A 25,410-nucleotide genomic window follows, 5' to 3' on the forward strand; every position below is an offset into this window, starting at 1 on the left:
AAGACCATTCTGATCATGTCAATAATTATATTGGATCATTACAATTTTGATCTGTAACGACTTTTATGTGCGGGAGCCTTGTCAGCGGCGCGGGGGCGTGCCAATGAAAACAGAAGTGTTTGCAGATGCTGGATCAAAAGAATGAAAGCCGCCTTGAAGCTCGACGCCGTCGATTTGCGTATTCTCGGAGCCGTTCAGGAGAATGCGAGGATCACCAAGCTTGCTTTGGCGGAGAAGGTCGGGCTTTCGGCGACACCTTGCTGGCTGCGGCTGCGCAAGCTGGAAGAAGCAGGCGTTGTGACCGGCTATCACGCGCACATCGCCTATCGAAAAATAGCCCCGATTGCCCATGTCATAGTCCAGATTACGCTGGGTAATCATCGTCAAAGCGATTTCGACCGGTTCGAGAGAGCCGTCACAGCCGTACCCGAAATCGTGTCGTGCTGGTCGGTTGGCGGTGGGGTGGACTATTTCCTTATGATCGTGGCGCGCGACATTGATGGCTATCAGCGGCTGATTGACCGTCTTCTGGACCAGAATATCGGCATAGAACGCTACTTCACCTATATCGTAACCAAGTTGGTCAAGGACGAGAAGACAAGTGCGCCTTTGTCGCTTTTCAAGGAAGCCGCGGACTAGCCCAAACAGTCTGTTTGGCTCTTAAAGTTAGTCCATTTCGCATGTTCGTGGAGATGAGTTTGGTCTGAATCCAGAGCCATCCTGTGACAGACTTCTTCCTGAATTGGGAGACGAACAATGAATGCCGTTCTGGATCATCCGATACAACATGACGGGCTTGGTGCGCTCCGCGATAAACATCTTTTTCGTGAACTGGGCTATGTCGGCGGGCGCTGGGTCGCAGGAGAGAAGGCTGAAACCTTTTCTGTTATCGATCCTGCATGCGGTCAGCGGCTAGCGCGTGTGGCAAACCTCGGCGAAGCCGAGACTGCACTTGCGATTGATGCCGCTGTAAAGGCCTTTCCGTCCTGGCGGAATAAACTGCCTCAGGAACGATCAGCAGTTTTGCGGCGTTGGTTCGAGTTGATCACGGCACACCGTGAAGACCTCGCATTGCTGATGACGCTGGAGCAGGGCAAGCCACTGGCGGAATCGCGGGGCGAGATCGACTATGGCGCATCGTTCATCGAATGGTTTGCCGAAGAAGCGAAGCGGCTTAATGGTGAAACCATAGCAAGCCATCTCCAGAATGCCGAGATGCTCGTACGCCGCGAAGCGCTTGGGGTCGTCGCGCTTGTTACCCCGTGGAATTTTCCGCATGCCATGATTACCCGTAAGGCTGCTGCAGCGATTGCCGCAGGTTGCCCCGTTGTCGTGCATCCGTCTTCAGAAACACCGCTCTCCGCGCTTGCCTTGGCCGAACTGGCCGAGCGCGCGGGGATGCCAGCAGGCATATTCAATGTGGTAACAGGCAAGGCTGCGCCTATCGTTGATGTTTTGTGCCGCGATGAGCGTGTGCGGGGGCTGAGCTTCACCGGTTCAACCGAAATCGGCAAGTTGATTGCTACCAAGAGCGCGAACACGATGAAGCGGCTCGTCATGGAGCTTGGCGGCCATGCACCCTTGATCATTTTCGATGATGCTGATGCCGAGCGGGCCGTCGATGTGGCGATGGCTGCCAAGTTTGCAACGTCCGGTCAGGATTGCCTTGCTGCAAACCGCATCTTCGTCCAACGCGGTATCCTGAAACCTTTCACCGAAGCGTTTGCTACCCGCATCGCCGCCTTGAAGGTCGGCAACGGGCTTGATCCGGCATCGGATATAGGCCCTCTGATGCATAGTCGCGCGGTCGCCAAGGTCGAAGAGCAAGTGCTCGATGCCAAGCAGCGGGGCGCCAGGATAGTCACCGGGGGCAACCGGCTTGGAGAAGTCGGGCTCTTCTTCGAGCCGACTTTGCTGGTTGATGTGCCGGACGACGCTGCAATCATGCGGGAGGAGACATTCGGGCCGGTCGCCGCCGTCACGGCTTTTGACGACGAGGATGAAGTTGTCGCGCGTGCCAATGCCACGCAATATGGTCTCGTTGCCTATGTCGTGACTGCAAACGGCGCACGACAACTGCGCATGGGCCGTGTCCTCGAATATGGAATGGTGGCCATCAACCGCGCGAAGATCACCGGCGCACCGATCCCATTCGGTGGCTGGAAGCAATCGGGGCTTGGCCGCGAAGGCTCCCACCAAGGCATCGAAGCCTTCACCGAACTCAAATATCTCTGCATCGATACCGCCGCGTGAAAGCGTGGCGACAGGAAAGGAACATACCCATGTTGAACAATAGCAATGAGCTCGCCGCCTGGGACCGGGATCATTTCTTTCACCCCTCCACCCATATGGGCATGCATGCCCGGGGTGAAACACCGACGCGCGTGCTGGAGGGCGGCGAGGGCGTCTATATTGCCGATGTGAGCGGTCGAAAGAGCCTCGACGCTTTCGCGGGTCTTTATTGCGTCAATGTTGGTTATGGCCGCACGGAAATCGCGGATGCGATTGCAGAGCAGGCGCGCAAACTTGCCTATTATCATGCCTATGTCGGTCATGGCACCGAAGTGTCCATCACGCTCGCCAAAATGATCATCGACCGCGCACCCGACCATATGAGCCGTGTTTACTTCGGCCTTTCCGGCTCGGATGCGAATGAAACCAACATCAAGCTCATCTGGTACTACAACAATATTCTCGGGCGCCCGGAGAAGAAAAAGATCATTTCCCGTTGGCGCGGATATCACGGCTCCGGCGTGATGACCGGCAGCATGACCGGACTTGCGACGTTCCATAACGCATTCGATCTGCCGCGCGCGCCTGTCCTGCACACGGAGTCACCCTATTATTTTCGCCGTGCGGATCGCTCTATGAGCGAAGAGCAGTTCTCGCAACATTGCGCCGACAAGCTCGAGGAAATGATCCTTGCAGAAGGCCCGGATACAATCGCAGCCTTCATCGGTGAACCTGTTCTTGGTACCGGCGGCATCGTTCCGCCACCGTCTGGCTATTGGCAGAAGATTCAGGCGGTTCTTGATCGCTATGATATTCTGCTTGTTGCTGATGAAGTGGTCACCGGTTTCGGCCGTTTGGGCAGCATGTTCGGGTCCGAGCACTATGGCATGAAGCCCGACCTGATCACCATCGCCAAGGGACTGACCTCGGCCTATGCACCGCTTTCCGGCTCGATTGTATCGGACCGTATGTGGCAGGTGTTGGTTCAGGGATCGGACAAGATGGGACCGATCGGCCATGGCTGGACCTATTCGGCCCATCCCATCTGTGCAGCGGCAGGCGTGGCCAACCTCAAACTCATCGATGAACTGAATCTGGTTGAAAATGCCGGTTCCACAGGCGCCTATTTCCGCAAGGCATTGGCGGATGCTCTCGGTGAACATCGCCATGTCGGGGAAATTCGCGGCGAGGGCCTCTTGGCGGCGATCGAGTTTGTCGAAGATCGCGACGACCGCAGGTTTTTCGATCCGTCGCTCAAAATCGGTGCACAGGTTTCGACGGCGCTCCTGGCCAACGGTGTTATCGGGCGAGCCATGCCGGAAGGCGATATTCTGGGCTTCGCGCCGCCACTTTGCCTTACGCCTGAGGAAGCGGACAAGATTGTTGCAGCTACGAAAAAAGCTGTCGACACCGTCTTTGCATGAGGGATTGCTCCGAGCTCAATCCTCGGGGCTACGCCCGCCAGACGGGCAAGTGCAGTTCAGCGATCAATCCGCCCGACGGATCGTTTTTCAGGAGAATATCGCCTGCATTGGCGCGCGCCACGTTGCGGGCGATAGTCAAGCCGAGGCCGAAACCGCCAGAGTCCCGATTTCGGGACTTTTCCACACGGTTGAAGGGTTTGAACATTTCCTCGATCTGGTCTGCCGGAATGCCGGGCCCATTGTCCTTCACCCGCAGCACAAGCTCGTTATTTTCCTGGCGCAGCGACAGTTTCGCTTTGCCGCCATAGGCAATGGCATTGTCAATGAGGTTTGTGATGCTGCGCTGGACTGAGACTGGCTGGCAGTAAGCTATGGCGTCCAGCATGTCCGAGTTTCTTTCATCCAGAGTTGCGTCCGGATAATTGTCCGCAATGGAAAGGAGAAGCGACCAGAGATCGACTTTCTCCTTCTCTTCATTCGCTAGTTCTGACGTGGCAAAGTCGATCACGGAACGTGAAATAGCTTCGATATCGCTCAGATCCTTGGCAAGCGACTTTGCGAGGGCTTCATCTTCAACCAGCGCCAGGCGAAGCCGGATACGGGTGAGCGGCGTGCGCAGGTCGTGTGCAAGGGCGGCTGCAAGTTGCTCGCGTTCTGCCACATAATCGAGAAGCTTCGATTGCATCGTATTCACTGCTCGCGCGGCTGCCTTGTATTCCCTGCTGCCGTCTTCGGGCAGCGGTGAGCTTTTCAAGTCGCCTCCGATGCGGTGGACGGCATGTTCCAGCACACGGTAAGGTGCGGTCAGGCGCCGCGTTGCCCATATTGCGACAAGAACCACGCTGAGCGCCACAAGCGCGAAAAGTGGAATCGTTTCGGTCGTGATGATTGGATCAGCCGGGGTGATGCGCGTGGTAAAATTGATCCAGCGCCCATCGCCAAATTGCAGGGATGTCGTCAGGCTGGCGCCCAGATTTGCCGTTGCGGCAAGATCGTTGATCTGCTTTTCGACATCGCCGATGTCTCCGCTGTCAGCGGTCGGTACAACGGTGGCGTGCGGGCCGTGGGCAAGCTTGTCCCGTCGAATGCGGGCATCGATGACACCGTAGCGCGCCAGACGCGCGACAAGGACATCTTCCAGTTCCGCAAGATCTTCTTCACTCGCCAGCACAGTTGGCACATCGGGTTGCGCTGTGATGGTGAGGCCCTGACCTGAGCTTGCCAGGCGAGAAGCAAGGCTGTTCCAGTCGCTGACCGGCGTCGTGTTCAAGAGCTTGACGAGTGATGTCGCCCTTTCGCTGAGACGGAAAAGTTCAAGCGCATAGTTGGCTTCCTTCCGGTCCTGCGAAACGATCCAGAGCGTGGCTATCTGGGTAATCAGAAGGCCGCTGATCAATATCGTGAGAAGCCAGCTCGGTAGAGAACGCGGAAAAGGGAACCTCATTCCACCTCGACCTCATGGCCAAACTGATAGCCGCCACCGCGAATGGTGAGGATCAATTTGGGAGAGCGAGAATCGTCGTTCAGCTTGCGCCTCAGCCGGCTGATCAGGATATCAACGCTGCGGTCATAGCCGTATACCGCCTGATTTCCGGCCATTTCCATCAGTTGGTCACGACTAAGGATGTGCTGCGAACTTTTGACGAAGGCTTCGAGGAGATTGAACTCCGCCGTGGTAAGTTCCACGCGCACGTCGGATGGGGACGTAAGTCTCCTTCGCGCGCAATCGAGGGTCCAGCCAGCAAAGCGGTAGCTATGAGTGACGGGACGGCTGGGAGCCCGGTTGTTTTCCAGGCGCCGGAGTACAGCACGGATACGGGCCAGCAATTCGCGCGGATCGAACGGTTTGGCCAGATAATCGTCGGCGCCGATTTCCAGGCCCAGTATCTTGTCGGCAGCATCGGCAATTGCTGTAAGCATGATGATCGGCACCCGCGAATGACGGCGGATATCCTGGCAGATTTCAATGCCGCTTTTTCCGGGAAGCATGACGTCGAGAATAATCAGGTCGACTGCCGTCCGGCTCATCACATCATGCATTTCTTCGCCGTCATGGGCGATTGAAACGCGCATGCCGCGCCGTTTGAGAAATTCATGCAGAAGGTCACGTATGTCCTTATCGTCATCGACAATCAGAACGTGGGCGTCTTCTTTCAATTTGAAGTATCCGTAATAGCCTAAGGTTACTAGATAGTAGCGCCCGGATTGCGACGATAAAAAGCCTTCGGCAATGGTTTTCAACCGGCAATTGGATAGCGCTACAATCCAGAAACAAATTGCAACAGATGCGAAAAACAAGGGCAAACAAGGCGTGTCATAACGGTTTCGCTGAAGAAACTGAAGTCCAATGAAAGATTGAATTCGTATGTTCAAGTCGGTTTTCATATCGAAAACAGCAACGAAAGCGTTTCTTTCAACACTTTGTCTTGCGGGTCTGCTGTCCTTCCCGCTTCCCAACGGAGCAATGGCAGCGCAACTCGTAACACGTAGCGAACGGTGTGACAGGCTTCAGCATCAACTGCAAACCGCGCTTTCCGGTCGTGCCGAAACCCGGCAGGCCCGTCAGGCAGAGACCTTGCAGAAGCGGGGGATGAAATTCTGCGCAAGCAGAAGAGAGGCTCAAGGCTTGCGAGCCTATGCCGAGGCCCTCAAGCTTCTAGGGATCAAACCTGACATGGCCGATACGGGCGGACAGGAAAGTGCTTTACCTCCGGCGGGGAAGACCCCGAACGGAAAACCCAATTGAGGAACCGGAAAATGAAGAAGTCTCTTATTTCTGCTCTTGGTGTGGCCGCTGTTCTGGGCCTGTCCGCTCCTGTCCTGACGGCAAGCGCTGCTAACGCTGCTCCGGCTGCTGCAACGCACACGACCGTTGCCAAGCATCATGCGAAGAAGGCTAAGGCTCACAAGAAGCATCACACCGCGAAGAAGTCGCACAAGAAGGCCGCTCCGGCCAAGAAGAACTAAGTTTTCCGTTTCGTGCGATAACCGGCGGCTCCCTCGCAGTCGGTTCTTGCCACCAAAGGCCGTTGTCTGTCGGACATGAGATGTCCGATTTGCAGCGGCCTTTTCTTTTGTTCACGCAGGGGTGGACTTGCCGAAACCTCTCCGACGGCCATATTTTCGGTTTTGCAAAGGGGAGCAGTTGCCGTGACGACGATCGACTTGAAGCGCATTTACGATGCTCCTTCACCGGAGGATGGCTACCGTGTTCTCGTGGACCGGGTTTGGCCGCGGGGCATGACGAAGGAAAAGGCAGATATAGATTTGTGGGCCAAGGATATTGCTCCGTCAGCCGAACTTCGCAAATGGTTCTGCCACGATCCGGCAAAATGGAGCGATTTTCAGAAGAAGTATCGCGAAGAGCTTGAACGCAACAAACCCGCGCTGAAAGAGCTAATGGCCAAAGCTGGCGAGAAAGGCGGTCGTCTGACGCTGTTATATGGTGCGAAAGACGAAGAGCATAATCAGGCTGTAGTTCTGCACGCGTTCATGCAGTCTATGTAGTCTGCCTCACCAAATACGTTTCAATCCCGGCCTTCTTCTGGCGCTCCGAGCGGGAACACATGCCGGAATGGTCGCGCTTCGTCCAGAGCGCGGGCATAACTGGGACGTGCAAGCAGACGTTTACGATAGGCCCACACATTGGTGAATTCTTCGGCAATGGCATAAGTCCAATCTGCGTAGAGCAGGGAGGGAGCCGCAGCGCAATCAGCCAGACTGAACTCATCGCCGGAAGCCCACTCGCGCCCAGCCATGTGCCGATCCAAAAACGCATAGGCTGTATCGAGCATCGCTCGCCAGCGGTCGCCGCCATCATCATGTTCGCGGCCAAGCGCAATATAGACAAGACGCTGTTGTGGGTAGTTTACATAGTTATCGAAGAAGCGATCCCACATGCGTACATCAGCGCTTGCAAGTGGTTCCAAGGGGATCAGGCGTCGGGAATGGGGATAGGCAGCTTCGAGATATTCGATTATTCCGGTTGCTTCAAAGACCAGCTTTCCGTTGTCCGTCAGGATTGGAAACTTGCCAAAAGGCCAGAGCGCGGCGAACTCGCTGGCAACCGGTTCGGTGCCGTCGAGCATTCTTGCTTCGAAGGTTATGGCCTTTTCATAGAAAGCTGTTATGGCCTTCTGGCAATAAGACGAGAAGGGATGCAGGTAGAGTTTCAGCGACATCATGGTCCTCCCAATATCGCTACAGATCAACCTCAATCGCCGGTGCTGCGGTAGTCCGCACGATTGATGCCATGGCGCTGCATCTTATCGTAAAAGGTCTTCCTTGGAATACCGAGGGCTTCAATCGTTTCCTGAACATTGCCATTGTGCGCGGCAAGTGTTTCGCGAATTATCGTTTCCTCATAGCGCTCCAGCCGTTTGGGAAGCGGCTCCGGATTGCTGCCCGTGAGCGTTGTCGAATGAACCGTTTTCTCAACCCCAAGCGCCACACGGTCGGCAAAATGGGCGAGTTCGCGGACATTTCCCGGCCAGTCGTGACTCATAAGATAGCGGTGCGTAGAGGCTTCGATTGCGGGCACGTCGCGATTGAAACGCTTTGCAGCACGCGACAGGAAATGCGCGAAAAGCAACGGAATGTCCTCACGCCTTTCTCTCAGTGGTGGAATGGAAAGGGTGACGACGTTCAGCCTGTAATACAGGTCTTCTCGGAAGTCGCCTCTTTGGGCAGGGTCCGCAAGATCGATTTTTGCGGCCGCCACGACGCGAATATCGACCGGGCGCACCTCGTTCGTACCGAGCGGGGTGATTTCCCGCATCTCGAGCACGCGCAGCAGTTTCACCTGTGTCGCAGCCGGCATGCTTTCTATTTCATCCAGAAACAGCGTGCCGCCACTTGCATGTTCAATCCGTCCGAGCCGCTTTTTCTGCGCTCCGGTGAAAGCGCCTGCCTCGTGACCGAATAATTCGCTTTCGATCACCGTTTCGGGCAACGCACCGCAGTTGAGAGCTACGAAATTGCCCTTGCGGCGACGGCTCCAATTGTGCAGCAATTGTGCAACCACTTCCTTGCCGCTGCCGGTTTCGCCAGCTACGAGCACATCCACATCGGTATCGGCTATATCCCGCAAGGTACGACGCAGGTTTTCCATTGCGGGTGTCTGGCCAATCAACGGCAGATCGCCCTCCGCATTCTGCGCGGCTTCGCGTAATGCGCGGTTTTCGAGGACCAGCCGGCGCGTTTCCCAGGCGCGGCGGATGCTGTGCACAAGCCTGTCGGCTGCAAACGGCTTGGCGATGAAATCATAAGCGCCGTCCTGAATGGCCTGCACGGCCATCGGAATATCACCGTGACCGGTGATCAGGATGACGGGCAGTTCGGCGTCAACCGCTTTGATCCGTGCAAACAACTGAAGGCCATCGATTTGCGGCATTCGCACATCCGTGACGACGACGCCGTCATAAGCAGATGTAACACTGTTCAAGGCATCCAGAGCGTTCGGAAAATCTGCAACATCGAAACCGGCAAGCTCAAGCGTCTGCCGGGCGGCGCGTCGCAGCGCCCTGTCATCGTCGACCAGAATAACGGAAGGTGATTTATCCATCATGCTTTTCTCAATTCGATGCGGAAAGACGTGCCGGCGGGGCCGCTTTCGGCAGAAATCGTCCCGCCATAATCGGTGACGATTTCCTTGACGATCACAAGACCAAGGCCGAGTCCCTTTTCCTTCGATGTATTGAAGGGCGAAAACAGATTGTCGCGAATATGCTGCGGCATGCCTGGTCCGTTATCGGAGACGGTGATGATGACCTTGTCATTCTCCACATGGGTTCGGACTTCTATCCGGCCATCATTTTCTTTTGCATCAACTGCTTCCAGTGCATTCTGAAACAGGTTTATGAAAACCTGTTCGAGCCTGATGGAATGCCCGATGACGCGTAGCTCAGGCGGTGGTAACACGACGTCGAGTTGGTCCATCCGTCCGGAAAAACGGCTTCGCAACAATACCAGGGCTCCCGAAATAACCTTGCTTAGCGAGGTTGGCTCGGAAGGAGAACGTCCTTTTCTCGCAAGCGCTTTCAAATCACCTGTAATCGTGCCGATGCGATCTGTCAGCGCCGCGATTTCGTTGAGATTGTCGGTTGCATCCGAAAGTCTCTTGCGTTCAATGAAGGTTCTTGCGTTGTCTGCATAAGCGCGGATGGTTGCAACCGGTTGGTTGATTTCATGCGCCACGCCTGCTGCGACCTGGCCCATGATGGCGAGACGATTGGCATGAACAAGATCCTGCTGCACGCCCTGCAGCATCGTTTCGGTGCGGCGATGATCACTGATCTCCGCTTGCAGCCTGTCCCGCGCCAGGCTGAGGTCGCGGGTGCGTTCTTCCACCCGCTCTTCAAGTTCCATCCGTGTGCGTCGGGCATCGGCAATGCGGGCCGCGAGCTTCTGTTTGCGCCGCAGGAGAAGTCCTGCAAAGCTCGCGATCGCTGTCAGAACGATAAAGGCGAACAGCCGTGCTTCTCGGACGGCAGCAGGAATTTGCGGACGAATTGGTGCGAGACTGTACATTTGCCAGGGAGTGGAGGGCACGGCAGAGCGGATTGCAAGAAAGTCGGTATTGCGGGCGTTGCCCGGGAGCAGGGCGTCGATCAACAAAGAGTCCCCGCTATCAAATGAAGTCACCGAAAGCGGCAAGGGAGCCAACGGTGCGTCTCCAAACTGCAGGCTATCGCGGATTGACTGGATCTGTTCCTGACCGATTGACCCGATAGTCATGAATCGCCACGACGGCAGGCTCGTAATCAGCACTATGTTGCGTTCGTCCGTTACGAAGGTTGGACGGCCGGCACTGTTCCAGTCGCTTTCGAGACGGTCGAATTCGAGTTTCACGACGATCACGCCCAGTGGACCGTTCGGGCCATCAATGCGGCGCGATATGTAGAGGCCAGGACGATTGCTGACATTGCCGAGTGCGAAATATTCGGCATCTCCGTTTCTCAGCGCGTTGTGAAAATAGGGGCGAAATTTGTAATCGTTGCCGACGAAGCTGTCCGGTTCGCGCCAGTTACTTGCAGCAATGGCGACGCCATCCATACCGACAAGATAGATGACCGCTGCCTGCGTGCCGCGCGCGAGCGCCTCCAGTTTTTCGTTCAGGGGAGTAATCGTAGCGGGCGTCTTGTCCTGCAGTGCAGCTTCCAGTGCCCGGTCCTTTGACAGCACCAGAGGCAAAGCGCGCTGCTTGTCGAGAACTGCGCGCAACAATGCCGTATTGAGGTTGGCATCGATCCGGGCCTGCTCGCTCAATGCCAGCATGGCCTTGTCTCGCGCCAGGTCGCCGACGATCCAGAAAGCGAGTACAAAAACCACCGCCCAAAACAACCCAAACAGCGCCCATGGGCGACGGCTAGCGTTTGTGGGCTGGGTTAGGATGTCCATGGTGGAAGGGTGCGGGCTCATCACTTTATTGTGCAATATTTCAGACATGGGAGAAATAGAAATGTGCGGATAATCGCACTTTTTATCGAGGTCCGTCACCGTAAGACATATTAAGATATTTAAAAACAATGACTTAGACCTAGCGTCGCAGACTGGCACGGAGATTGCAGTCAAACAACTCAGCAGCGGTTCTGATCGCTGGAACTTGAGACTGAATGGCTCGGGAGGTTGGAACGAGTTCCAGGCTGGGCCGAACGGAGGACGTCATGATTGCAGTACCGACAGGCGCCGCGGCTTCGCCGCGTGGTCCTATTCCCTTTTACAAGCACCTTTATGTACAGGTGTTGGTGGCTATTGCTGCCGGTATTCTCCTTGGTCATTTTTACCCCGAACTGGGAACGCAGCTGAAGCCGCTTGGCGATGCGTTCATCAAGCTCGTCAAAATGATTATCGCTCCGGTCATCTTTCTGACCGTTGCAACCGGCATCGCCGGTATGACCGACATGAAGAAGGTAGGTCGCGTTGCCGGTAAGGCGATGATCTACTTCCTGACATTCTCGACACTGGCCCTGATCGTCGGGCTTATCGTCGCCAATGTCGTGCAGCCGGGCGCCGGAATGCATATCGACCCGGCTTCACTCGATCCGAAGGCCGTTGCCAATTATGCCGCCAAGGCACACGAGCAGACCATCACGGGTTTCCTGAGCAACATAATTCCAACGACAATTGTCGGCGCATTCGCTGAGGGCGACATCCTGCAGGTGCTGTTCTTCTCCGTCCTGTTTGGTATCGCACTGGCTTTGGTCGGCGATAAAGGCAAGCCTGTTACCGATTTTCTTCATGTCCTGACTGCACCGGTTTTCAAACTGGTTGCAATCCTGATGAAGGCAGCTCCAATCGGCGCATTTGGTGCCATGGCGTTCACCATCGGTAAATATGGTATCGGTTCGATTGCCAATCTCGCACTGTTGATCGGCACGTTCTATCTTACTTCCCTGCTGTTCGTGCTTGTCGTTCTTGGAGCGGTCGCCCGCTACAATGGCTTCTCGATCCTCGCGCTCATCCGCTACATCAAGGAAGAACTGCTTCTGGTTCTGGGTACGTCTTCGTCGGAAGCGGCGCTCCCAGCGCTGATGGACAAGATGGAAAAGGCGGGCTGCAAGCGTTCGGTGGTGGGGCTGGTCATTCCGACCGGCTACTCGTTCAATCTGGATGGCACCAATATCTACATGACGTTGGCCGCGCTCTTCATCGCACAGGCGACGGACATCCCGCTGTCGTTGAGCGATCAGATTCTGCTTTTGCTGGTGGCGATGCTGAGCTCCAAGGGGGCGGCGGGCATTACAGGCGCCGGGTTTATTACACTGGCGGCGACACTGTCTGTCGTTCCGGCCGTTCCGGTTGCGGGCATGGCTCTGATCCTGGGTATCGATCGTTTCATGTCCGAATGCCGTGCACTGACAAATCTCGTCGGCAATGCGGTGGCGACCATTGTGGTGGCGCGTTGGGAAAATGAACTCGACGCGGACAAGCTCGCCGCAGCGATGAACGGTGCTCCTCTCATCACGGATGTTATTCCGCAGCTGGAACCCGCTGAATAATAGTGACGACTTGAAAGGAAACGGCCCGCTTCTGGCGGGCTGTTTCATATTCATCTTTCGACAGATTTGCCTTGGGTGATCAACCGGGCGCTATGCTGGCCCGAAATATAGGTCCACAGCCAGCTCCACGCGACAGCGGCACGGCTTCTTGTTCCAATCAGGAAGAAGATGTGCGCAATACCCCAGAACCACCACGCGATAATGCCTTTCAGCTTGAAGCGCCCCATATCGACCACAGCAGCGCCTCTGCCAATGGTGGCGAGATTGCCCTGATGTTTGTAACGGAACGGCATTGGCGGCGTTTGTCCTTCAATGCGGCTTTTTATGACCGTGGCAACGTAGGCACCTTGCTGTTTGGCGGCAGGCGCTATGCCCGGAACCGGCTTCCCGTCCGGTCCCTCGACCCAGGCCGTATCCCCGATGACGAAGATATCTTCATGCCCGGGAACATTGAGGTTTGAGAGAACCTTGACGCGTCCGGCACGGTCGCTCTCCGCGCCCAGCCACGTGGCGGCAGGGGAAGCCGCAACGCCAGCCGCCCAGATTGCCGTGCGGCACGGAATGAACTCTTCGCCGACTGTAACGCCCTCGGCTGTTATGTCCTTCACCGGAATCCCGAGCCGTACTTCCACGCCAAGTTTTTCCAGTGCTCTGAATGCATAGTCGGACAGATCTTCCGGAAAGGCGGCCAGAATGCGCGGCCCCGCTTCGAGCAGCATTACGCGCGTTTGCCTCGTATCGATATTGCGAAATTCAGGCCATATGGTTTGCTTGGCGAGCTCTGCAATAATGCCTGCGAGCTCCACGCCAGTCGGCCCGCCGCCAACGATGGCAAATGTCAGCAGCGCCTTCCGTTTTGCTTCATCGGTTTCGCGTTCAGCGCGCTCGAAGGCGAGGAGCAGACGGCGGCGAATGGTTGTTGCATCCTCAAGCGCCTTCAGTCCGGGTGCCAGCGCTTCCCACTGATCGTTGCCAAAGTAGGCATGGCGTGCGCCCGTGGCGAGGACGAGCATATCGTATGAAATTTCTGTGCCGTTTTCGAGTTGCACCTGCCGGCGTTCCGTATCCACATCGGTGACTGTACCCAGCAGGGTGGTCACTTCAGTGCGGTCCCGAAACAGGTGGCGGATCGGCCAGGCAATTTCGGATGTGGCGAGGATGGTTGTCGCAACCTGATATAAAAGCGGCTGGAAAAGATGATGGTTACGCTGATCAATCAATGTAATCCGTACATTGACGTTTTTGAGATCGTGGATCAATTGCAATCCGCCAAAACCGGCGCCGACAACGACAAGATGGGGGACACGCTCTTCGCTCATTACTTCCGCCTGCTCGCTGGATCAATCGGCGAGTGACCGGCCCGTTCCCAGCAGTACGCGACCGTTCGACATCAATGTATACCTGTAGATTGCGATTTCCAGACCGCTTGTCTGCGAGGGGTGGTATTTCCGAATGGGGCACCGCAATCACACCGATGACATAATCAGCAGGTTGCGACGAACTTCGTCGCCATTGCCATTTACGAGCTGCTTCTCGATGTCCAGATGGGTGGCCTTCCAGATCGGTACCGCTGCCGCAAGAGTAGCTTTTCCCTCGGGTGTGAGTTGCAATAATCGCTCGCGCCTGTCTTCGGGATTCACGATAATCTCCACCCAGCCTTGCCGCTGCAACGGCTTCAGCGCCGCGGTCAGCGTGGTTTGATCCATGGCCAGAAGCTCCGCGACCGGCTTCATCGGTGGAGGCACCGGGCGATTGAGCGACATCATCAAGGAGAACTGGCCGTTCGTTAGCCCTACCGGACGCAGGGCATCGTCAAAGCGGCGGGCGAGGGCGCGTGCGGCGCGCTGAACATGCAAGCAAAGGCAGGTATCACGCACCAGAAGCGTTGTTTCAAATGGTACATCACGGCTATTTGACATGATTTATTAATATTGATATCAATGTAAATCGTCAAGCAGGAACGTTGATATCTACGGGTGGGAGCAAAAGCCGGAGGAGGGCTTGCACCATGAACGAGGTCGTATCCCGAGAAGTTTGGCTTGAGGCGCGCCGTGCGCTTTTGGCAAGTGAGAAAGAAGCCACCCATCTGCGCGATAAGGTCAATCGTGAACGGCAAGCCCTGCCATGGGTGAGGGTAGACAAGGACTATACGTTCCATACGCCTTCGGGACGGAAAACGCTTTCCGATCTGTTCGACGGGCGCAGCCAGTTGCTGATCTATCATTTCATGTTCGGACCTGACTGGGATCAAGGCTGCACGGGTTGTTCGTTTCTTGCCGACAATTTTGATGGCGCGGTGGCGCATCTCAACAATCATGATGTAACGCTCGTTGCCGTTTCGCGCGGACCGCTGGCAAAGCTTGAAGCCTACAAGAAGCGGATGGGTTGGCATTTCCCATGGGTCTCATCGGAAGGCAGCGATTTCAACTTCGATTATCACGTCTCCTTCACGAAGGAAGAGCTCGAAAACAATCGGGTGTTCTACAATTTCGACAAGCTTGCCGCAGAAGACGCCTTCGATGAACTGCCGGGCATGAGCGCCTTCTACAAGGATGAAAACGGCACGATCTATCACACCTATTCCAGCTATGCCCGCGGCATTGAAGAATGGATAGGCACGTTGATGATCCTTGATCGAGCGCCCAAGGGCCGTAACGAAAGCGGGACGATGCATTTCGTCAAGCGGCACGATGAATACGAAACAAAGGCATCCGGTCATAGCTGTTGTGGCTGATCGTTCGAACAAAAGAGAGAACCAAGGGAGTACGTTCAATGAAACAGGGATCATCTCCGTTCGTCTGGTACGAACTTATGACGACAGACACGGCCAGCGCGCAGGATTTTTATACCAAAGTCGTCGGTTGGGCGGCGAAGGACGCCGGTGTTCCCGGCATGAAATATACGCTGTTCGAAGTGCCCGGATGCATGATCGCAGGCATGATGTCGATGGCGGACATGCCGAAGGAGGATTGCGGCGGCCAGGCGGGTTGGCTTGGTTATGTCGGCGTGGCGAATGCCGACGAATATGCGCGGAAAGTGGAAGCGGAAGGCGGCAAGGTTTTGAGGGTGCCGCAGGATATCCCGAATATCGGACGGTTCGCGATTGTGTCCGACCCGCAAGGCGGCATCTTTGCGCTTTTCGAACCGATGGGGGATATGCCGGCACCGGATGATTTCGGCTCACGCAAACCGGGACATCCGGGCTGGCACGAACTTTATGCGAAGGACTGCGAGACGGTTTTTCCCTTCTACGAGAAAGTGTTTGGCTGGAAACTCTCACGCAATTTCGACATGGGGCCTATGGGCAATTACAAGGTATTCAGCGTCGATGGCGCTGATCATGGAGGCATCATGACCGCGCCTCCCGGCACACCGGTCGGCTGGGGTTTTTACTTCATGGTGGAAGGCGTCAAGGATGCAGCCGACAGGGTCGAGTCTCTTGGCGGAACCGTCCTGCAAGGACCTATGGAGGTACCGAACGGCGAGTGGGTCGTTCAATGCAGGGATCCGCAAGGTGTGAACATCTCGCTTGTAGCGTCGAAACCTTAGGAAAGACTGCGCCCCGCGATTGACTGCCGGTACATTTGCGATGATTGGATGATACATCGAAACGTATCGGCGGAAGATCGACCCATGCACGACAGAAGCACGCGTCAGTCTCAAAGGTCTGGAACTGTTCTCGCGGCAGATGTCGGTGGATCCTTCATTCGGCTCGCGCGCTCGACGCAACCGGGAAATGTCGAGCTTCTCGAAAAGCTCCCCACTCCCGCTGACAGCTGGGAAGAATTTGGGCGCGCGCTGGAAACGGCGCTACGAACTCACGCGTCGAACGAGGAGTGGCCGCTTGCCCTCTCGATCGCCGGATTGGTCGATCCGGATACAACGACTGCTCTGTCGGCAAATATTCCCTGCATTACAGGTCACAAGCTAAGTCACGAACTTGGAGAGCGACTGCAGCGCCGGGTCATCGCGGCCAATGATGCCGATTGTCTGACGCTTGCCGAAGCGATTGAAGGCGCCGGTAAAGGCCACGATATCGTCTTCTGCGCAGTGCTGGGCACAGGCGTCGGTGGTGGGCTTGTTGTCGATGGCCGGCTGGTTCGAGGTAAGGGCGGATTGACTGGCGAATGGGGACATGGCCCGATCCTCAACACATCGGTGGACCTCGATGGACAAACTGTACTGGTCCCGCGCTTCAGTTGCGGTTGCGGGCAAAGCGGTTGTGTCGATACCGTCGGCGGCGCGCGCGGGATTGAGAGGCTGCACCGTTTTCTGAATGCGGCCGATGCAACGAGCCATGAGATTATACAGGATTGGCTCGACGGCTGTCAGATGGCCGGAAGGACGATCTCCGCCTATCTCCAGCTGGTTGCCGATCCGCTGGCTGCCGTCGTCAACGTGACCGGCACATCGATCATTCCCGTGGGTGGCGGGCTTGCCACGGCGTCCGAGCTGATTTCAGCGATTGACGAGGCGGTGAGAGCCCGAATCCTGCGCAAAACGGAGCAGCCTATAGTCGTTCCCGGAATATTCGGCAGCGATGGCGGTTTGGTCGGGGCAGCAATATTGGGGCATCAGGCGTGAGCGTGTTACTCGAGGTCTGTGTGGATAGCGCCGAAGGCCTGTATTCGGCGATCGAAGGTGGCGCGGATCGCATCGAACTCTGTTCCGCCCTTGAACTGGGTGGCTTGACGCCCTCGCAGGCATTGATGGAGCTTGCTTCAGATGCGCCGATCCCGGTCTACGCAATGATCAGACCCCGTGCGGGCAGCTTTTGCTTTTCGGCTGAAGACGGAGCCATCATGGCGGCAGATATTGGCAACGCCAGAAATGCCGGCTTGGCAGGGGTCGTCCTGGGTGCTTCACTCGCCGATGGTTCTCTGGATATTACCTTGCTGGAAAGACTGATTGCAGAAGCAAATGGCCTTGGAACCACACTCCACCGCGCCTTTGATCTTGTGCCTGTCGCGGAGAGCGCGCTGGAGCAGGCAATCGCGCTTGGTTTCGAGCGCATCCTGACGTCCGGCCTCTCCCAGACCGCGGAAGAGGGATTGAACAATCTGCGGCATTTGGCGGGGAAGGCCGGTCAGCGCATCAGCATCATGCCCGGCAGCGGCGTCAGTGCCGGCAATGTAGGTCGGATAATCGAGGCCACCAGCGCGACAGAAGTTCACGCTTCATGTCGCGTCGCAGTCGAAGAAAAAGATTCTCGTGCAATCGCGTTCGGTTTCGCTGGGGAACGATCATTTCGAACATCAGCCCAGCGCGTGAGTGCGCTGAAAGCCGCAATCGGACATATTTAAAGGCCGTTCATTCCAAATTCCGTGTCTGTAGCAGTGCTGATTTCGCGCAGTGGCCAGCCGCTGAAAAGGAAATTTCTCAAACAGTTCGAGGTGGCACTTAAACCCTATTGCCACCCTGAAAGAGTTTGAGTAGAAGTGACATCACATCAAGAGTTGGGGCGACGCCCAACGCCAACCTGCCACTCCGGGCAAGGTGGTACTCTCTGTAAAGGGAGGATGTGGCCCAACCGGCAAATATACGGATAAAGCCACTCGCGTCAGCTCCGACATAAACTAGGGACCGACGCGACATGCCGATTAAAATTCCTGACGATCTGCCAGCAACCAGTGTTCTCCAGGCCGAGGGCGTTATGGTCATGCGCGAAGCAGATGCCATTCGTCAGGATATTCGTCCGCTGAAGATCGGTCTCCTCAATCTAATGCCGAACAAGGTCACGACCGAGACGCAGATTGCGCGTCTTCTCGGCGCAACACCGTTGCAGGTGGAGCTGACGCTCGTTCGGATTACCAACCATGTGGCGCGCCACACGCCGGCCGATCACATGCTGTCCTTCTATCAGCCGTGGGAAGATGTGCGGGATCAACGCTTTGACGGCTTTGTCATTACGGGTGCTCCGGTCGAGCGTCTCGAATTCGAGGAAGTCACCTATTGGGACGAAATGCAGCGTGTTTTCGACTGGACGCAGACCCATGTGCACCGGACGCTGAATATATGCTGGGCAGCGCAGGCTGCCGTCCATCATTTCCATGGCATGGGCAAATATGAACTGCCGGACAAGGCTTCGGGTGTCTATAGCCAGCGCAACCTTGCTCCGTCTTCACCATATCTCCGCGGATTTTCGGATGATTTCAAGATTCCGGTTTCCCGGTGGACCGAAGTGCGCAAGAGCGACATTCCGGCCGATAGCGGGTTGAAGGTGCTGGTCGACAGTCCGGAGACGGGTCTCTGTCTGTTGGACGATCCGCATCACCGCTCGCTGCATATGTTCAATCATGTGGAGTATGACACCACATCGCTTGCGGATGAGTATTTCCGCGACATTCAGGCTCAGCCCGACACGAAGGTTCCGGCCAATTATTTCCCCGGAGACGATGCGACGCGCCAGCCGGAAAATCGCTGGCGCAGCCACGCGCATCTTCTGTTCGGAAACTGGATCAACGAGATGTATCAATCGACGCCATACGACCTGGAAAAGATCGGGAAGCGCTAAGAGCACATAGCAAGGACAGCCCGACCAGAACAGACCCCGTCCAGGGCAGGGCCTGCAATGACATGTATTCTAACGCAATCCCGCCCGTTGCCGTGCCGAGGGCCACGCCCACGTGCATGGCAGACAGGTTGATCCCGACGCCGGCCTCGGCTGTCGCAGGATCGGTTGTCATGAGAAAACTCTGTACGACGGGCGATATCATCCAGCTTAAACAAGCCCAGATCATCAGCACCATACCAAAAACAGTGCCGGAGTTGATCGGAGCCGGTATTGCCATCAACGCCGTTAGATAGAGGAGTGGCGTCAGCACAATGGCTAGTCGCGGCGATAGCTTGTCAGCAAGCAGGCCGCCGAGATACCCGCCCGTCATGCCAGCCAGCCCAAAGGCCAACATCGCCCATATAATTCTCTGCGAAGAGACGTGTACCGCTTCCAGAAGGTAGGGTGTGAGATAGGCGAACAACACGAAATGACCGCCGATCATCATGATGGAAACCAGTTGCGCCGATACCAACCGGAAAGATTTTAGGTGCGGCGTATAAGGCGGCAAGCCGCGCTGGCTGCGCCCCGCGCCGGACAATGCATGCATTGACAGAAGTAGAACCAAAGCTGCGGCTGATGCCAGGCAAAGGAAAACCGCGCGCCAGCCTAGCCACTCATTGACGATCATTCCCGTGGGAACACCGGCGACCATCGAACCACTGATACCCACGAATATGATTCCGATGGCGCGCCCGCGCATCGCCGGGGTGACCAATTCCGTTGCCAGCATCGTGGCGATCAGGCAAACTGCTGCGCTTGCAATCGCCATCCCGATACGCGCGGCAAACAGAACCCCGTAATCGGGGCTCAAGCTCGCGAGGATATTGCTTGCAATGAAAACACCCAACGCAGAGACCAGAATGGCTTTCCGCTCAAACCGTGTGGTGAGGAAGAGCGCCAGCGGAGCGGCAAGCGCAAAGGTAATAGAGAAGATTGAGGTCAACTGACCGGCGGCGCTGACAGAAACATCCAGGCCGCGAGCGATGCCGGGAAGAATGCCTACAATAATATTCTCGGCGGTGCCGGTAACGAATGTTGCCAGCGCCAGCACAAATATCCGGGTATCCATGTTTGCCGTTCCCTTTCATGGTAACACCATGCGGGCGACAAGCGACCCGGCATGGCGATGTTGCATGCCGGGTTTCGAGGCAAAGCTTCGGTTATCCCTGATATGATCTCATATCATTCAAACTGGTCTGTCGCCAGCTTTTGAGGGCAATCAGCTGGCGGCACGCGCCAGCCATCTGTGCCAGTCGTCTTCCGAACCGTGGAACACATTCAGGTCGATCTTGCCATTCACGCCCTGTGACAGGCCCGATCCGGAATACTGCCAGAACGTCCACGGACGACCCGGATAGACCTTGGATGGGTGCTGTGCAACTGCGCGCAGCCAGAATGGATAATTGGTGAAAGCACCTTTCAGATTGTCGTCGTAGAAATCGGGAGCGGTGTAGATGATCGGCCGCTTGCCATAATGCTGCTCCAGCTTGTCCATGAAGACCTGCATTTTTTCCCGCACCTGCGCCGGGGATGGCCGTCTCTTGCAGGACGAATCGCCATTCCATTCCACATCGATGACCGGAGGAAGCGCATCGGCTTCCTTGGGAACATTGCGGATGAACCAATCGGCCTGCTGGCTTGCCACGCGGCACCAATAGAAGAAATGGTAGGCACCGCGTTTGATGCCAGCGGCTTTCGCTTCGCGCCAGTTCTTGCGGAACATTGGGTCGAGGTGGTCACCCCCGTCAGTAGCCTTGATATAAGCGAAATTTGCGCCCTGCGTGCGCAGTTTCACCCAATCGATATCGCCCTGCCAGCGGGACACATCCACGCCATGCACCGCCAGCTTGCGCGGCGATGAACGTCCGAAATTGATTGGCTTCGCATCGCGAAAGCGGTGGCTGTAGACTCCGGATCGTTCCTGCGGTGCAAGGCGCACGGGTGGGTAGGCCGCGACCTCCGGAGCCGGTACCGAAATGCGGGCTTGCGGTCGCTCCTGTGGCTGCGGTCGCGGTGCAACAGGTGCTGGGGGCTCTGCCTTGAATGGACCGGCATCCGGAATTGGGCCTGCCCATGCCAGTACTTCCTCCTGGCTGGCGGCGGGCATCGGTTGGGATGCGCTCGCCATTTCACTCAAAGGAGCGGGCGGAACCGGGCGGACTACCGAACTCGTGGTCTCGGCCGAGGTTTTCGACTGGAGCATGATGCTGTCGACGCCGGAGCTTGACGTACAACCCGTCAAGGCGGCGCAGGCAAGGGCAATGACTGATACAACCGAAGAACGCATGAGCACCCGTGACGCAAAACAAATGGGCTGCAACGCTCCTCCCGAGCTAATTGCTAATCAAAGCTTACCGGGAAAAGCTGAATCCAAAGTTTACGAGATTGCTAATGCAAATTCTTTAATTCGACTGTTTGAGGATTTTTATCAAAGCTGTTGCAGAATTTTCCAGTGCGGTTTCATCAAATCCTGAGAAGCCGAGGATAAGTCCCTGGCGTGGCGTCAGTTTTGTAAAGAGCGTAGATAGCGGATGAACCTCGATATCAGCCTCTGCCAGAACGGATGCGAGATGTGTATCGCTTTGTCCCTCTGGCAAGGCCAACAGTAAGGATAGTCCGGCAGGCGGGGCTTCAATCCGAAACAGGTTCGGTTCTCCGGGTGCAAGCGCAGCTATCAGTTTGCGGCGGCGCGAGGCATGGATGCGGCGCATGCGTCTTATGTGCTGCGCAAAGGCCCCCGTTTCAATGAACGCGGACAGGGCTGGCTGCGCGAGCGGCGAGGGCGCGGGAAACAACGTCTGACGTAGTTCCCGAAATTGCGCCACCCTATGCGACGGCACGATCAGAAAGCCGAGCCGCAAGACGGGAGAGAAGACCTTGGAGAAGCTTCCTATATAAAGAATACGGTCCGGGTCCAGCGACATCAGCGCCGGCAGCGGCTGGCCGATATAACGATGTTCACTGTCGTAATCGTCCTCGATGATTATCGCATCACGTTCTCTTGCCCAGGCAATCAGTTCGAGACGGCGTCCCAAGGTCATGGTTACGCCTGTCGGGTGGTGCCGTGCCGGGGTAACAAAAGCACCGCGCGCATCATCGGCCTTGTTTCGTCCGCTGGAAACGTCGAGCCCTCCGCCATCAACCGGGACAGGAATGATGTCCAGGCCATTGACGCCAAGGATCTTGCGCGCCGGTGGATATCCCGGTTCTTCCATCCACAGCCTGTCGCCGTGGGCGAACAAGGCTTCCCGGATCAGTGAAAGCGCGTCTGCGCTGCCGCCGGTTATTATGATCTGCTCCGGCGACACGACCATCCCGCGCCATTCGTGCAAATGGCGGGCCAACGATGAACGCAGAGGATGAAAGCCGAATACATCGTCACTGTTCAACAGGTCCGGGGAAGGCTTCCGCCAGATGCGGCCCAGTAGCTTTCCCCACTCATCGTGAGGGAAATGATCGTTGTCGAAGACGCCGAGACGAAAGGGCTTTGGATTCTCCCGATGAAAATGCAGCTGGTCTATCACTTGAAGAGGCGGTTGATTTACGGTCAGGCTGCTGTCGGGAAGTTCAGCGGCGACGTGAGTGCCCGAACCCAGCCTTCCCTCCAGATAACCTTCGGCAATCAACTGATCGAATGCCGCAAGGACCGTTGTTCGCGACAAGCCAAGCTCCAAGGACAAGGCGCGGGTGGACGGCAGTCTGGCATTGGGCTTCAGCCGTCCGGCTAAAACGGCTTGCCTGATCTGGTCAACCAACTGGGCGCTAAGCGGAATATCGCTGCCGCGATTGATCCCGAACTCCGGAAGTGTATTGGAAATTGGCATCTTCGTATTCGATCAAAGTGGCTATTTTGTCAAAGCCACTATGCAGGCAGTTTGGCCAGATATAAAGGAGAAATATCGGCCATGACGAAAGCCCCCACCGACCGCAGTCGCGTAAAGCGCCTGCACGAACGCGGCGCCTATGATGCAGCCACGGTTCATGCAATCATTGATGCCCAACCTCTGGCACATGTGGCCTATGTGTTCAACGGAACGCCCTATGTCACGCCGACGCTTGTCTGGCGGGAAGGCAATTTCATCTACTGGCACGGCTCCTCCGCCAGCCGAATGCTGGAAAGCTGCGACCAGGCGGAAGTCTGCGTCAGTTTTACCCTGCTCGACGGGCTGGTTCTCGCACGTTCCGCGTTTCATCATTCCTGCAATTATCGCTCAGTCATGGCTTTTGGGACAGCGCGCAAAGTTTCCGACGTCGCGATGAAGGAGCATCACCTGCGCAGTTTCGTAAACGGCCTTTTCCCCGGTCGCTGGGAAGGATTGCGCCCGATGATGGCAAAGGAACTGAAGGCCACCATGCTTCTCGAACTGGAACTGAACGAGGCTTCGGCAAAAGTCCGTTCCGGCCCGCCGAAGGATGACGATGCCGATTATGCGCTGCCCATCTGGGCCGGTGTCATTCCCATGACTATCCAGATGGGCGCGCCGGTGGATGATGGTCGTATTCTGCCCGGCGTTTCGGCGCCACAAGGCGTTACGCAGTTCGGATACGTGGCGGAAGCCGCCGAATAATCCGTCGGGACTTATGCGGGTCCGAGAAAGATGTGCGTCTCGGACTTCGCGATCCCGTCCATGGCACGAATGCCTGTTACCAGCCGGTGAAATTCATTCATATTGGGGACTTCGATCTCGGCGATCAGGTCCCAGGTGCCGTTTGTCGTGTTCACTGCGGAAAAGCCCGGATTTTTACGCAATGTCGCGATAACGCTTTTGATGTTTCGTCCAGTCAGTTCGATCATCATGATGCCACGGATCATGTCTGTAGACCCATGATCTTTCAGCCGGACCGTAAAGCCAGCAATGACGCCCGATGCGATCAAACGCTCCATCCGGCTCTGGATCGTACCGCGCGCTACCCCAAGGATGCTTGCCAGCGTCGGGATCGATGCGCGTGCATTGATACGCAGTTCCGAGATTAATCGTTGATCCAGATCATCCATCGTCACACCGCCTTTTGACGATTTCGTCAGCTTGATTGCGTTTATCGCAGATTGCTGGACTTTTCTATACAGAATTGGCGTTTTCGTTGATCCTTTGCTCCGTTAGCGTGCTTGAAAACAAACAAGCCGGACAAGCAGCAACGCAACCGGCGGGGGAATTTCGGAGGTGGATCGATGAAACGTTTCGTTTTCCGCTCCTGGATCACCAGGATGCGACGATCTTGCCTGTTCCGAATCTGTTTTCCCGAGCAATTTGCCGCCGCCCTTCAGGCGTCGGTGATCTGGAAAGATGCGTCCAGCCGGGCGCTCGGAACGGGCGTCGCCCGTGATCGCGTCACGATCACTTAGGAGAAAACGAAATGAAAACTCTTCTGTCTTCACTTGTTGCCGCTGGCATCGGTGCACTGATGATGCTCGCACCCGCGCAGGCGAATGACCTTGAAAAGGTCAAGCAGAGCGGTGAATTGCGCATCGGCATGAGCGGCGTTTTCCCGCCATTCAGCTTTGTCGACGGTCAGAACCAGGTTGTTGGCTTCGACGTCGATATCGGCACTGAAATCGCCAAGCGCCTTGGTGTGAAGCCGGTTGTCGTAACCACAGCTTTCGATGGCATCATTGCCGGTCTGCGCGCGGGCAAGTTCGATGTGGTCGTCGGGAGCATGAGCATCACGCCCGAACGTGAAAAGGCCGTCGATTTTGCAGGCCCTTATTATCGTGGTGGCCGTGGCATCTTCGTGACGGAAGCTTCCCCGATCAAGTCCATGGACGAACTGAAGCAGGGCAAGACCATCGCCGTTACGCTTGGTGAAACCAGCGACAAGTGGGCGCGCGAGCAGGGCGGTTGGACGGTTCGCACCTATAAGGGCATTCCGGAATTGCTGCTGGAGCTTCGTTCAGGCCGCGTCGACGCCATTGCTTCGGATGATATTCCGATCCTGATCGCCATCAAGGAAAGCGGCGAGAAGGTTCGCCAGCTCGATACGCCTGAGCTTCAGGGCACCGACAATGTCGGCATCGCCCTGCGCAAGGGTAATCCCGAGCTGAAGGATGCCATCAACAAGGCCCTCGACGACATGAAGGCCGATGGCACCTACGAGAAGATCTCGACCAAATGGATCGGCCGCGACATCCGCTAACTATTTGAAACCCCTTGCCGGGATGGCTGTTCCACAATTGTCCCGGCAACATGTCTTTCCGACTTGG

Annotated in this window: 26 protein-coding genes and 1 riboswitch; of the genes, 15 read left to right on the top strand and 11 right to left on the bottom strand. The window is 56.4% G+C overall.

All coding sequences use genetic code 11. From position 1 onward, the window contains the following. The first annotated feature begins 153 nt into the window (after window positions 1–153). The 3 genes from ACS5UA_RS16850 (at window position 154) to ACS5UA_RS16860 (ending at window position 3,656) form a co-directional block, all read left to right on the top strand. A complete protein-coding gene (locus ACS5UA_RS16850; protein WP_273771197.1) occupies window positions 154–639 on the top strand; it encodes an Lrp/AsnC family transcriptional regulator in 486 nt (161 codons plus the stop codon). A gap of 117 nt (window positions 640–756) precedes the next feature. Further along, on the top strand, window positions 757–2,253 hold the full coding sequence (locus ACS5UA_RS16855; protein WP_273770982.1) for an NAD-dependent succinate-semialdehyde dehydrogenase: 1,497 nt from the start codon (window positions 757–759) through the stop codon (window positions 2,251–2,253). Window positions 2,254–2,282: 29 nt separating this feature from the next. Then, entirely contained in the window at window positions 2,283–3,656 is a 1,374-nt protein-coding gene (locus ACS5UA_RS16860) for an aspartate aminotransferase family protein (protein WP_273770981.1), read from the top strand. Between the two features lie 28 nt (window positions 3,657–3,684). Here the strand turns inward: ACS5UA_RS16860 and ACS5UA_RS16865 are convergent, their stop codons facing one another. Next, on the bottom strand, window positions 3,685–5,100 hold the full coding sequence (locus ACS5UA_RS16865; protein WP_273770980.1) for an ATP-binding protein: 1,416 nt from the start codon (window positions 5,098–5,100) through the stop codon (window positions 3,685–3,687). Next, window positions 5,097–5,813, bottom strand: coding sequence for a response regulator (locus ACS5UA_RS16870; protein ID WP_021585639.1), 717 nt, complete (start codon window positions 5,811–5,813; stop codon window positions 5,097–5,099). Before ACS5UA_RS16870 ends, ACS5UA_RS16865 begins: the two co-directional genes overlap by 4 nt. Before the next feature lie 600 nt (window positions 5,814–6,413). Here ACS5UA_RS16870 and ACS5UA_RS16875 point away from each other — a divergent pair. Further along, a complete protein-coding gene (locus ACS5UA_RS16875; RefSeq protein WP_021585637.1) occupies window positions 6,414–6,623 on the top strand; it encodes a hypothetical protein in 210 nt (69 codons plus the stop codon). A gap of 183 nt (window positions 6,624–6,806) precedes the next feature. After that, window positions 6,807–7,163, top strand: coding sequence for a DUF488 domain-containing protein (locus ACS5UA_RS16880; protein ID WP_273770979.1), 357 nt, complete (start codon window positions 6,807–6,809; stop codon window positions 7,161–7,163). Between the two features lie 20 nt (window positions 7,164–7,183). Here the strand turns inward: ACS5UA_RS16880 and ACS5UA_RS16885 are convergent, their stop codons facing one another. The 3 genes from ACS5UA_RS16885 to ACS5UA_RS16895 are packed head-to-tail and all read right to left on the bottom strand — an operon-like array spanning window position 7,184 to window position 11,054. After that, entirely contained in the window at window positions 7,184–7,837 is a 654-nt protein-coding gene (locus tag ACS5UA_RS16885) for a glutathione S-transferase family protein (protein WP_273770978.1), read from the bottom strand. Between the two features lie 32 nt (window positions 7,838–7,869). Beyond that, complete coding sequence (locus tag ACS5UA_RS16890; RefSeq protein ID WP_273771196.1) at window positions 7,870–9,219, bottom strand: sigma-54-dependent transcriptional regulator; 1,350 nt, start codon at window positions 9,217–9,219, stop codon at window positions 7,870–7,872. Next, entirely contained in the window at window positions 9,219–11,054 is a 1,836-nt protein-coding gene (locus ACS5UA_RS16895; RefSeq protein ID WP_273771194.1) for an ATP-binding protein, read from the bottom strand. The genes ACS5UA_RS16890 and ACS5UA_RS16895 overlap by 1 nt, the downstream gene beginning before the upstream one ends. A gap of 266 nt (window positions 11,055–11,320) precedes the next feature. On the opposite strand from ACS5UA_RS16895, the gene ACS5UA_RS16900 reads away from it, so the two are divergent. Then, the gene (locus tag ACS5UA_RS16900) at window positions 11,321–12,655 is read left to right on the top strand and encodes a dicarboxylate/amino acid:cation symporter (protein ID WP_273770977.1); all 1,335 of its coding nucleotides are present in this window, start codon (window positions 11,321–11,323) and stop codon (window positions 12,653–12,655) included. A 50-nt stretch (window positions 12,656–12,705) separates the two neighbouring features. Here the strand turns inward: ACS5UA_RS16900 and ACS5UA_RS16905 are convergent, their stop codons facing one another. Next, window positions 12,706–13,974, bottom strand: coding sequence for an NAD(P)/FAD-dependent oxidoreductase (locus ACS5UA_RS16905; protein WP_273770976.1), 1,269 nt, complete (start codon window positions 13,972–13,974; stop codon window positions 12,706–12,708). Between the two features lie 147 nt (window positions 13,975–14,121). Continuing rightward, entirely contained in the window at window positions 14,122–14,574 is a 453-nt protein-coding gene (locus tag ACS5UA_RS16910; RefSeq protein ID WP_273770975.1) for a MarR family winged helix-turn-helix transcriptional regulator, read from the bottom strand. 89 nt (window positions 14,575–14,663) lie between these two features. Here ACS5UA_RS16910 and ACS5UA_RS16915 point away from each other — a divergent pair, with 89 nt between their 5' ends. From ACS5UA_RS16915 to metA, 5 genes are all read left to right on the top strand, one after another. Next, window positions 14,664–15,389, top strand: a complete 726-nt coding sequence (locus ACS5UA_RS16915) for a DUF899 domain-containing protein (protein WP_273770974.1) — start codon at window positions 14,664–14,666, stop codon at window positions 15,387–15,389. Between the two features lie 38 nt (window positions 15,390–15,427). Continuing rightward, entirely contained in the window at window positions 15,428–16,204 is a 777-nt protein-coding gene (locus ACS5UA_RS16920) for a VOC family protein (RefSeq protein WP_273770973.1), read from the top strand. Between the two features lie 84 nt (window positions 16,205–16,288). Beyond that, window positions 16,289–17,239 carry an ROK family protein gene (locus ACS5UA_RS16925; RefSeq protein ID WP_266033976.1) on the top strand — a complete coding sequence of 317 codons (951 nt, stop codon included), beginning with the start codon at window positions 16,289–16,291 and terminating at the stop codon, window positions 17,237–17,239. Continuing rightward, window positions 17,236–17,958 (top strand): copper homeostasis protein CutC, encoded by a 723-nt coding sequence (locus tag ACS5UA_RS16930; RefSeq protein ID WP_273770972.1) that lies wholly within the window; start codon window positions 17,236–17,238, stop codon window positions 17,956–17,958. The genes ACS5UA_RS16925 and ACS5UA_RS16930 overlap by 4 nt, the downstream gene beginning before the upstream one ends. Before the next feature lie 138 nt (window positions 17,959–18,096). Beyond that, window positions 18,097–18,206: riboswitch (SAM-I-IV-variant riboswitch) on the top strand. 42 nt (window positions 18,207–18,248) lie between these two features. After that, window positions 18,249–19,169 carry a homoserine O-acetyltransferase MetA gene (gene metA / locus ACS5UA_RS16935; RefSeq protein ID WP_006468748.1) on the top strand — a complete coding sequence of 307 codons (921 nt, stop codon included), beginning with the start codon at window positions 18,249–18,251 and terminating at the stop codon, window positions 19,167–19,169. Here metA and ACS5UA_RS16940 read toward each other — a convergent pair. From ACS5UA_RS16940 to pdxR, 3 genes are all read right to left on the bottom strand, one after another. Beyond that, the gene (locus ACS5UA_RS16940; protein WP_273770971.1) at window positions 19,114–20,280 is read right to left on the bottom strand and encodes an MFS transporter; all 1,167 of its coding nucleotides are present in this window, start codon (window positions 20,278–20,280) and stop codon (window positions 19,114–19,116) included. The two genes, metA and ACS5UA_RS16940, sit on opposite strands and share 56 nt — an antisense overlap. Window positions 20,281–20,430: 150 nt before the next feature. Further along, window positions 20,431–21,498 (bottom strand): GH25 family lysozyme, encoded by a 1,068-nt coding sequence (locus ACS5UA_RS16945; RefSeq protein WP_443101528.1) that lies wholly within the window; start codon window positions 21,496–21,498, stop codon window positions 20,431–20,433. 115 nt (window positions 21,499–21,613) lie between these two features. Next, window positions 21,614–23,002: a MocR-like pyridoxine biosynthesis transcription factor PdxR gene (pdxR, locus tag ACS5UA_RS16950; RefSeq protein WP_443101531.1), complete on the bottom strand. Its 1,389-nt coding sequence runs from the start codon at window positions 23,000–23,002 to the stop codon at window positions 21,614–21,616. Between pdxR and ACS5UA_RS16955 the strand changes: the two genes are divergently transcribed. Then, complete coding sequence (locus ACS5UA_RS16955; protein WP_443101532.1) at window positions 22,899–23,120, top strand: hypothetical protein; 222 nt, start codon at window positions 22,899–22,901, stop codon at window positions 23,118–23,120. The genes pdxR and ACS5UA_RS16955 overlap by 104 nt on opposite strands. Beyond that, a complete protein-coding gene (locus ACS5UA_RS16960; protein WP_266017723.1) occupies window positions 23,117–23,779 on the top strand; it encodes a pyridoxamine 5'-phosphate oxidase family protein in 663 nt (220 codons plus the stop codon). Before ACS5UA_RS16955 ends, ACS5UA_RS16960 begins: the two co-directional genes overlap by 4 nt. Window positions 23,780–23,790: 11 nt before the next feature. Here the strand turns inward: ACS5UA_RS16960 and ACS5UA_RS16965 are convergent, their stop codons facing one another. After that, window positions 23,791–24,207 carry an Lrp/AsnC family transcriptional regulator gene (locus tag ACS5UA_RS16965; protein WP_006471741.1) on the bottom strand — a complete coding sequence of 139 codons (417 nt, stop codon included), beginning with the start codon at window positions 24,205–24,207 and terminating at the stop codon, window positions 23,791–23,793. Between the two features lie 174 nt (window positions 24,208–24,381). On the opposite strand from ACS5UA_RS16965, the gene ACS5UA_RS16970 reads away from it, so the two are divergent. Together ACS5UA_RS16970 and ACS5UA_RS16975 are read left to right on the top strand one after the other, a co-directional pair. Further along, window positions 24,382–24,555, top strand: a complete 174-nt coding sequence (locus tag ACS5UA_RS16970; protein ID WP_162758744.1) for a hypothetical protein — start codon at window positions 24,382–24,384, stop codon at window positions 24,553–24,555. 11 nt (window positions 24,556–24,566) lie between these two features. Then, the gene (locus ACS5UA_RS16975; protein ID WP_025091980.1) at window positions 24,567–25,343 is read left to right on the top strand and encodes an ABC transporter substrate-binding protein; all 777 of its coding nucleotides are present in this window, start codon (window positions 24,567–24,569) and stop codon (window positions 25,341–25,343) included. Window positions 25,344–25,410: the final 67 nt, after the last annotated feature.

This window comes from Brucella sp. RRSP16 (assembly GCF_052246815.1).
GTDB classification, from domain to species: Bacteria; Pseudomonadota; Alphaproteobacteria; order Rhizobiales; family Rhizobiaceae; genus Brucella; species Brucella intermedia.

What these genes read in the sequence shown, in the direction of transcription:
- ACS5UA_RS16945 (WP_443101528.1), bottom strand. Translation starts at nt 21,498, where the DNA reads ATGCGTTCTTCGGTTGTATCAGTCATTGCCCTTGCCTGCGCCGCCTTG.
- ACS5UA_RS16885 (WP_273770978.1), bottom strand. Translation starts at nt 7,837, where the DNA reads ATGTCGCTGAAACTCTACCTGCATCCCTTCTCGTCTTATTGCCAGAAG.
- ACS5UA_RS16920 (WP_273770973.1), top strand. Translation starts at nt 15,428, where the DNA reads ATGAAACAGGGATCATCTCCGTTCGTCTGGTACGAACTTATGACGACA.
- ACS5UA_RS16965 (WP_006471741.1), bottom strand. Translation starts at nt 24,207, where the DNA reads ATGGATGATCTGGATCAACGATTAATCTCGGAACTGCGTATCAATGCA.
- ACS5UA_RS16975 (WP_025091980.1), top strand. Translation starts at nt 24,567, where the DNA reads ATGAAAACTCTTCTGTCTTCACTTGTTGCCGCTGGCATCGGTGCACTG.
- ACS5UA_RS16890 (WP_273771196.1), bottom strand. Translation starts at nt 9,219, where the DNA reads ATGGATAAATCACCTTCCGTTATTCTGGTCGACGATGACAGGGCGCTG.
- ACS5UA_RS16875 (WP_021585637.1), top strand. Translation starts at nt 6,414, where the DNA reads ATGAAGAAGTCTCTTATTTCTGCTCTTGGTGTGGCCGCTGTTCTGGGC.
- ACS5UA_RS16860 (WP_273770981.1), top strand. Translation starts at nt 2,283, where the DNA reads ATGTTGAACAATAGCAATGAGCTCGCCGCCTGGGACCGGGATCATTTC.
- ACS5UA_RS16865 (WP_273770980.1), bottom strand. Translation starts at nt 5,100, where the DNA reads ATGAGGTTCCCTTTTCCGCGTTCTCTACCGAGCTGGCTTCTCACGATA.
- metA (WP_006468748.1), top strand. Translation starts at nt 18,249, where the DNA reads ATGCCGATTAAAATTCCTGACGATCTGCCAGCAACCAGTGTTCTCCAG.
- ACS5UA_RS16940 (WP_273770971.1), bottom strand. Translation starts at nt 20,280, where the DNA reads ATGGATACCCGGATATTTGTGCTGGCGCTGGCAACATTCGTTACCGGC.
- ACS5UA_RS16895 (WP_273771194.1), bottom strand. Translation starts at nt 11,054, where the DNA reads ATGGACATCCTAACCCAGCCCACAAACGCTAGCCGTCGCCCATGGGCG.
- ACS5UA_RS16915 (WP_273770974.1), top strand. Translation starts at nt 14,664, where the DNA reads ATGAACGAGGTCGTATCCCGAGAAGTTTGGCTTGAGGCGCGCCGTGCG.
- ACS5UA_RS16925 (WP_266033976.1), top strand. Translation starts at nt 16,289, where the DNA reads ATGCACGACAGAAGCACGCGTCAGTCTCAAAGGTCTGGAACTGTTCTC.
- ACS5UA_RS16970 (WP_162758744.1), top strand. Translation starts at nt 24,382, where the DNA reads ATGAAACGTTTCGTTTTCCGCTCCTGGATCACCAGGATGCGACGATCT.
- ACS5UA_RS16900 (WP_273770977.1), top strand. Translation starts at nt 11,321, where the DNA reads ATGATTGCAGTACCGACAGGCGCCGCGGCTTCGCCGCGTGGTCCTATT.
- ACS5UA_RS16910 (WP_273770975.1), bottom strand. Translation starts at nt 14,574, where the DNA reads ATGTCAAATAGCCGTGATGTACCATTTGAAACAACGCTTCTGGTGCGT.
- ACS5UA_RS16905 (WP_273770976.1), bottom strand. Translation starts at nt 13,974, where the DNA reads ATGAGCGAAGAGCGTGTCCCCCATCTTGTCGTTGTCGGCGCCGGTTTT.
- ACS5UA_RS16855 (WP_273770982.1), top strand. Translation starts at nt 757, where the DNA reads ATGAATGCCGTTCTGGATCATCCGATACAACATGACGGGCTTGGTGCG.
- ACS5UA_RS16960 (WP_266017723.1), top strand. Translation starts at nt 23,117, where the DNA reads ATGACGAAAGCCCCCACCGACCGCAGTCGCGTAAAGCGCCTGCACGAA.